General features: G+C 31.3%; 7 protein-coding genes. All 7 read left to right on the plus strand.

The features are described 5' to 3' along the window. The first annotated feature begins 5 nt into the window (after positions 1-5). The 7 genes from GGQ92_RS14915 to GGQ92_RS14945 all read left to right on the plus strand — a co-directional run bounded on the left by GGQ92_RS14915 (position 6) and on the right by GGQ92_RS14945 (position 6,807). A complete protein-coding gene (locus GGQ92_RS14915) occupies positions 6-692 on the plus strand; it encodes a DUF3885 domain-containing protein (RefSeq protein WP_184250811.1) in 687 nt (228 codons plus the stop codon). After that, on the plus strand, positions 689-1,120 hold the full coding sequence (locus GGQ92_RS14920) for an N-acetyltransferase (RefSeq protein WP_184250814.1): 432 nt from the start codon (positions 689-691) through the stop codon (positions 1,118-1,120). The genes GGQ92_RS14915 and GGQ92_RS14920 overlap by 4 nt, the downstream gene beginning before the upstream one ends. 454 nt (positions 1,121-1,574) lie before the next feature. Continuing rightward, a complete protein-coding gene (locus GGQ92_RS14925; protein WP_184250816.1) occupies positions 1,575-1,877 on the plus strand; it encodes a hypothetical protein in 303 nt (100 codons plus the stop codon). A gap of 99 nt (positions 1,878-1,976) precedes the next feature. Further along, complete coding sequence (locus tag GGQ92_RS14930) at positions 1,977-4,010, plus strand: hypothetical protein (protein ID WP_184250819.1); 2,034 nt, start codon at positions 1,977-1,979, stop codon at positions 4,008-4,010. Between the two features lie 3 nt (positions 4,011-4,013). Next, the gene (locus tag GGQ92_RS14935) at positions 4,014-4,658 is read left to right on the plus strand and encodes a putative bacteriocin export ABC transporter (RefSeq protein WP_184250821.1); all 645 of its coding nucleotides are present in this window, start codon (positions 4,014-4,016) and stop codon (positions 4,656-4,658) included. Between the two features lie 21 nt (positions 4,659-4,679). Beyond that, the gene (locus GGQ92_RS14940) at positions 4,680-4,988 is read left to right on the plus strand and encodes a YolC/YozM family protein (RefSeq protein WP_184250824.1); all 309 of its coding nucleotides are present in this window, start codon (positions 4,680-4,682) and stop codon (positions 4,986-4,988) included. A 325-nt stretch (positions 4,989-5,313) separates the two neighbouring features. Further along, positions 5,314-6,807, plus strand: coding sequence for an MDR family MFS transporter (locus GGQ92_RS14945; protein WP_184250827.1), 1,494 nt, complete (start codon positions 5,314-5,316; stop codon positions 6,805-6,807). Positions 6,808-6,978: the final 171 nt, after the last annotated feature.

A 6,978-nucleotide genomic window follows, 5' to 3' on the forward strand; every position in this document is an offset into this window, starting at 1 on the left:
TAAAAATGGAATTACAAGACTATCTAAATACTAATTTTCCTGGCCTTGTTTTAAAGCCAAGTCTATATTCTCAGTGGAATAATAGGCTTCATTTTGAATTGGCAAAAGGCTTGTATCAAATGAATAATAGGACTGATGAGCTCAATCAGAATTATTTTAATGCTGTTTACAATCAAGCCTTAACTCTATTTAATATGATCTTCTCAGATGAAGATACGATGTTTTTGGTTACGAATATTCATCAAACTAAGCAAGATACGAAAAAGAGTATCAGGAAAATGAAGGTTTATCGCCATTACATAAAAAACAAAACCATCCGATTTCAGTTGAGACAAAAAACAGTATCCTACTTGCTTGATGAAGAAGATTACTATTTCTCTTCTCAATTTTCCTTAGAATGTAAGAAACAAGATATTTCGTATCCGTTACTCATTAAAGCGATCTGTAATCAAGATTTTTCTTCGCTAAAACCAACTATAAGTACCCCAGATTATTCGTACAACCCGGAGGTATTTTTTATAAATGTTACAAAAAATGTGATTTTTTATATTTATGATGATCGAGGATGCGAAATCATTGCAACTAATAAGGAAATAATTCGTCTAATATATAAGGAGTATAGTGATTGGATAGATGAAGATAGTCGTAAAGAAATCGATGAACAGTTCGTAATAACGGAGGAAGAAACATGAATATAACAAAATACATAGAGTCAGATGTTAATAAATTAATAGAAATTTGGTACGAGGGTTCTATCACAGCACATAATTTTATTAATAAAGATTACTGGAAAACACAGCAAGAAGATATGAAAGAAAAATATTTACCAATGTCAGAAACATATGTTATCCGTAATGAAAAAGAAGTTGTGGGCTTTGCTTCTATGGTTGATGATTACTTAGCTGCACTGTTTATTGATGTTCATCATCAAGGGCATGGGTACGGAAAAAGATTATTAAACTTCGTAAAAGAACACAGCAATACTATCCAATTAAAGGTGTACAAGAAAAATAAAAATGCTGTTAACTTCTATTTGAAAAACGGTTTTTTAATTAGTGAAGAACTAATAGACGAACCGACTGCTGAAGAAGAACTTTTAATGAAATGGAAAAAGGTATAAGTAGTATTGAAAGATTTGAAAAAATAACGAACCATTTCCTATCAACATGCTTTGATAGGAAACCTTCTATCGAATAACCTTATAATTATCACCCCCTACTTCAGAGAGCCTACCTATAATTTGTTTGGGTAATCGCTAAAAATAATTCCTGCAATGTTTCATCATATAATACTAGCTTTGTTAATACGACATAGATTACTATATTTGTTTAATTTCTGAGATGGTTGCTAAATTCTGTAACTTTTGCGTCACTGCTATATAAAAAAATAATAGGTTCAGCAAACTAGACGTAATAATACTGAAAAACGAGAAATCTATTATAAGATTTTAAATATATGTAAATTATTTAAAAAATGTGAAGAAACATATTGAATTTTATTCCAATGTATATTATTGTAATTTTATACATCTATTGTAAGGGAGAAGGAGGATAAAATTTTAGGAGGAATTCATAATGAAGAATATTAAAAAAATCATTATTACAGTTATGGCTCTCTTAGTCTTAGTTCCATTAAGTATTTCAGCAGCTATACCAGGCACGCAATTAGTTTATAAAGGTGGACAAACAGGAACGCATGTATATTCTGATATACATGATACGAAACCGAATGATAGTACAAAATATAAAGTATGGGCTGCCGTAAAGGTGTGTGGAAATACTTACAATTCTGGTTGGAAAAATGATAAGGCGTATAAGGAAGCAAAAAGAAAATGGTACTGTAATGAAACATCTCATTATGATTATTATAAGAGATAATTGGTGGAGAGTTTTGTAGTTTATGAGAATTAGATTGTAATTAATTACAATTCTTCTTCTCCCTAAACATCATTGCCTAGAAAGGTGTGCTTGTATTTAATGAAAAAGTTATTAATGTTATTTATATTTGCACAGATGTTTTTACTATCCGTGATATTCCATCAATCTCTCTACGATATAATTGAATTAAACAACGTCGGTGATTCAAAATTAGAGGGTTATGCACTACAAGACTATTCCGGTGACGACCTTAACACATTATATGATGAGATAATGGAAGTTTGTAGCAGCTTAAATTGCAATCTTCAATTAATAAAAACTCCAGTTACTCAAGACCAAACATTTTTGTATGAAATTTTTCATAGTGATATAGAACAACTAAATAAGGTGCCATCTATAAGATCAGATAGGACTTTCCATTATTACTTATTAACAAAAGAAGAATTTATAGATAACAATGGAGTATTTTATACAGATTTAGCTGAGGCGCAGGTGGAAGAAATAGCTGATAACCTTGGACTAAAAATATCTTCTTATCATCAACATGTTAATTATTCTCAAATTATTTGGCAAAACAGCTTAAACCTAGGATTACTCGTTCTTCTTACAGTTGTAGTCTTCTTTATTTTTACTTTCACTAGAATAAAAGTAAATGCTGTGAAGAAGATGTTGGGTTTTTCTAATATAAAAATGATTTATGAAACCTTGCGAAATATTCTCTTTATGGAGTTGGCAATTGCTCTAATTATAATAGTGATTCATCATATCTATTTTGCATTTTTTAGTGAAAGTGGAATTGTAAATAGGTATTTCTTATATTTAATAATCTTTATGATTTCCGTTATAATTGTGAACCTTTTATTATTCTTGTTGACACAGTTACACGTAAGGTTTATTGATATTCAATTAATGATCAAAAACAAAGTGTTTTCAAATCGATTAAACTATATTCTCTATTTTACTAAGATTATTTTAATTATGGCAATTACTGTTTCGATTTCTTACTGTGTAGATGCGTATCAATCGTATAACGCTAGCCAACAAGCTTTAGAAAAGCATACACAATTAAGCGGATATTTTACTTCAAATGGATTTAATTCTAATCAATACGATCAAATTATGAATGATGTGGATCTGGTGGAAGAGTACTCAGGTCGAATACTAGATATGTACGAATATTTTGATGCAAAAGATCAAATGTATATCAATGATGCTGCTGTTTTAGACTTTTTATCAGCTAACTACTTAAAAATACAAGGTTTGGAAAAAGAAGATATCTATAACTCGCAGACCGATAATTATATCGTAGCAAATCAAAGATATATTAAAGATTTTCTGCCGATTAAAAATATAGAAGGAAATGTTTTAAATAACCTTCAAAGCGATCGTCCACTAATTATAGTACCAGAAAAGTATCAATCGGAGGAACAAAATATTCGTGACATCTATCAAGAAAAAATCGCCGATTATTATAACTATCATACATTCTATGGAGTTCGAGATTCAAAAGAGATAACAATTGATGAAATTGATATTCTGTACTCTGCTAATAATCAAGAATTTGACATAATGGGACAATTTAATTTAGATAATGAAGAAGAACTTAAACTAATAGACCCCATCATTATTGTAGATCAAGGTAAGTTTAGTGGACTATATTATTTAGATTTGCTTAATGCAAGTAATATGTATTTCAAGCTGGAGGAAAGAGAAACGTTTCATAACGTATTAGTGAATCACCAACTAGATTCTTTAATAAATGTAGCCACCTTATTAACACCTTTAAATGATCAAATTCATTTCGTTCAATTTATTCTATATAATACCTTTTTATTCTCTATACTTTTCCTAGCTACTCTAATCTTTGTGATTGTGATTTCTAACTATGTTGACATTGTGTCCAATCGACGCAAGTATACGATGCAATATATTTATGGATTCAGTATGTGGAAAGTTTTCAAAGGACAGACGGTTGTTTACTCGATTTTATTGTTTGGAAATTTATTTTCTTTGTTAATTTCATTTAATCCATTTATATATACAACGCTATTAATCATTGATTTCATAGTATTAATCATCATTTATCAGTATGAGATTAAGAAAGATCTACATCAAGTAGTAAAAGGAGGATGAAAAATGGCAGTTATTGAACTGAAGGATATCGAGAAGAATTATGGTAAAGAAAAAATCTTAACGAACATTAATTTAATGATAGAAAAAGGAGAAATGGTTGCAATAGTAGGGGAAAGTGGTAGTGGGAAAACGACATTATTAAATTTAATCGGACTTATTACCAAAAAAGATAAAGGTGAAATTCACCTTTTTGATAGAAAGAATATCGCTATACACTCAAAAGAAGCAATGCTACTAAGGCGCCATAAAATTGGTTATTTATTTCAAAATTATGGGTTAGTAGAAGATGAATCAGTCATGTGGAATCTGCAACTAGCACTAGAATATAAAAAAATAAATAAGAAAAACGAGAAAATGAAAATTAATCAATTATTAAAAGACTTTGGTTTGACTCACTTATCGAATAAAATGGTTTATCAATTAAGTGGCGGAGAACAGCAAAGAATTGCCATTATTCGTTTACTTCTTCAAGATAGTGAATTAATTCTTGCTGATGAACCAACTGCCAGCTTGGATGATGAAAATGAAAAAAACATTTTAGAATCTTTACAATTATTGAATAAGCAAGGAAAGACAATTGTAGTGGTTACACATAATAAGGAGATTCTAAATTATTTTACAAGAGTAATAAATTTGAATCAATTATAAATTAAAGGAGTTACATATTTCATGAAACGAACTATTTTTTCATTGATTGCTGCATGTGCCATCATCCTATTAGTATGGTTCAATCTTCATTACTCTAATGAAGAGATTACAGAAGGGGATGACCTATCTCGTATTCTAGATGAAATATGGGATGAATATGATATTCTTGCTTACTCTGTTCTTACTACTGATTCCACTTTATACTTCGTAATCGATGATACTGAGGATAAAGATGAGGTTGCGCAAAGTATCGAAAAGAAATTAGAGCATCATGATATCGAAGAATATTCTCTAGAAATTCATAAAGACTACGAAGTAGCAGTTGAATAATACTCAATAGGAGATTAATCCAGCATCTAGAAAAAACTTTTCAAAAAGATATTGTGTTATGAAGACAGTTTTGTTATGATACTATAGCTATTTAAAAATAAATTTTTAATTGTGTCCGTGACAACCAGATTAGGCTTCCCAGTTACCGCTAATCCAATACACGTAGGAGTTCTGTCGGTACGGAATTAGTCTGGATATTTATTGAAAACTAGATATTGTTTTTTATAGAGAGGATTAATATGTCCTCTCTTTACTTGTCTTTAAGTCAATAAGTGAGTTGTAAATAAATAGTATAGTAGATAATTATCATAACCGAGGTGAAATCATGAGCAAATCTAAAGAAGAAAAATATGAGTACTTATCAGAAAATCCAAATGTAAAGACATTGCCTATTATGATGGCATTAATTATAGGTGCGTTCTTTGCGATACTGAACGAAACTCTTTTAAACATAGCGCTATCAACATTAATGCAGGAATTTAGCATTTCTCTACCAACCGTACAATGGGTAGCAACTGGATTTATGCTCGTAATGGGTATTGTGATTCCAATTTCTCCGCTGTTTATGCAGTGGTTTACAACGAGACAATTATTTATTGGAACAATGACTGTCTTTACGATTGGTACCATCATAGCAGCTATCGCACCAACGTTTTCTATATTGCTTATTGGGCGATTAATCCAAGCGGCTGGAACAGGACTATTAATGCCGATTATGTTCAACGTATTTTTGTTGATATACCCACCACATAAAAGAGGTAAAATCATGGGTATTGTTGGTTTAGTTATTATGTTTGCACCTGCGATTGGACCAACATTATCGGGTGTAATTGTTGATTATTTAGGATGGAGATTTTTATTTATTACAGTGATTCCATTCGCGTTATTTTCCATAATATTCGGATATAAATATTTAATTAACGTATCCGAAATAACGAAGCCCAAAATTGATTGGCCATCCATTATATTCTCAACGATTGGTTTTGGAACGATCATCTATGGATTTAGTTCTGTAGGCGAGAGTGAAGCTGGCTTCTTAACGCCTGAGGTGTTAATCACTATTAGTGTTGGGTTAATAGCTATTATCCTATTTTCGATTAGACAATTTAAGCTTGAAGAACCATTAATGGATTTACGAGTATTTAAGTTACCTATGTTTTCCCATGCAGTAGTCATGTTCGTGATTATTGTAATGACGATGTTTTCATCGGAGTTAATTTTACCGGTATTCATGCAAGGACCGATGATGTTAGCCCCAGCGGCAGCAGGCTTGTTATTGTTACCAGGTAGTATTCTCAATGGTATTATGAGTCCGTTTATGGGTGCGCTATTTGATAAAGTTGGACCGAGAGTAATGATGATACCTGCGACGATTGTCCTTTCTGGTACGATGTTTATGTTTAGTCGTTTGACAGCAGAAACACCGCCTTGGGTAATCGTAGCTGGCTTTATTTTAATAATGCTTAGTGTATCTGCAACGATGATGCCAGCCGAAACAAACGGGATGAATCAGCTCCCGAAACGTTTATATCCGCATGGTACAGCGGTGATGTCAACATTACAGCCATTAAGTGGAGCAATTGGTGTATCTGTATTTATTAGCATTTTAAATTCCAAACAAGCAAGTTATTTGGAAGGTGTGGCAAATCCATTAGCTCCAGAGTCCGTAACTCAATCTATGGTTGTTGCGATCGAACATGTTTATTTTATTATCTTTATGATTACACTCATTGCGGTAATCTTATCATTTATCGTGTATCGCGCACGCCCAATTGAGGAAAATGTTGTTGTAGAAGAAACGCAACTGGAAAGTAATTAAGTTAACTAAATAACTCTAATAACAATAACCTTGAGGTTTCCATACCTCAGGGTTGTTTTTTTGTTACTGTATAAATTTGGATAGGTTACACTTGATTGGACAGATTCGTTAAGGTCATATAAACTTGATTCATAAAAAGTCGGGAGAGAATTAATTATGGCCAAAAGAGAA

Source organism: Gracilibacillus halotolerans (assembly GCF_014206945.1).
Lineage (GTDB): Bacteria > Bacillota > Bacilli > Bacillales > Amphibacillaceae > Gracilibacillus > Gracilibacillus halotolerans.

Coding starts and splice junctions, on each gene's coding strand:
- GGQ92_RS14915 (WP_184250811.1), top strand. CDS start 6: ATGGAATTACAAGACTATCTAAATACTAATTTTCCTGGCCTTGTTTTA.
- GGQ92_RS14920 (WP_184250814.1), top strand. CDS start 689: ATGAATATAACAAAATACATAGAGTCAGATGTTAATAAATTAATAGAA.
- GGQ92_RS14925 (WP_184250816.1), top strand. CDS start 1,575: ATGAAGAATATTAAAAAAATCATTATTACAGTTATGGCTCTCTTAGTC.
- GGQ92_RS14930 (WP_184250819.1), top strand. CDS start 1,977: ATGAAAAAGTTATTAATGTTATTTATATTTGCACAGATGTTTTTACTA.
- GGQ92_RS14935 (WP_184250821.1), top strand. CDS start 4,014: ATGGCAGTTATTGAACTGAAGGATATCGAGAAGAATTATGGTAAAGAA.
- GGQ92_RS14940 (WP_184250824.1), top strand. CDS start 4,680: ATGAAACGAACTATTTTTTCATTGATTGCTGCATGTGCCATCATCCTA.
- GGQ92_RS14945 (WP_184250827.1), top strand. CDS start 5,314: ATGAGCAAATCTAAAGAAGAAAAATATGAGTACTTATCAGAAAATCCA.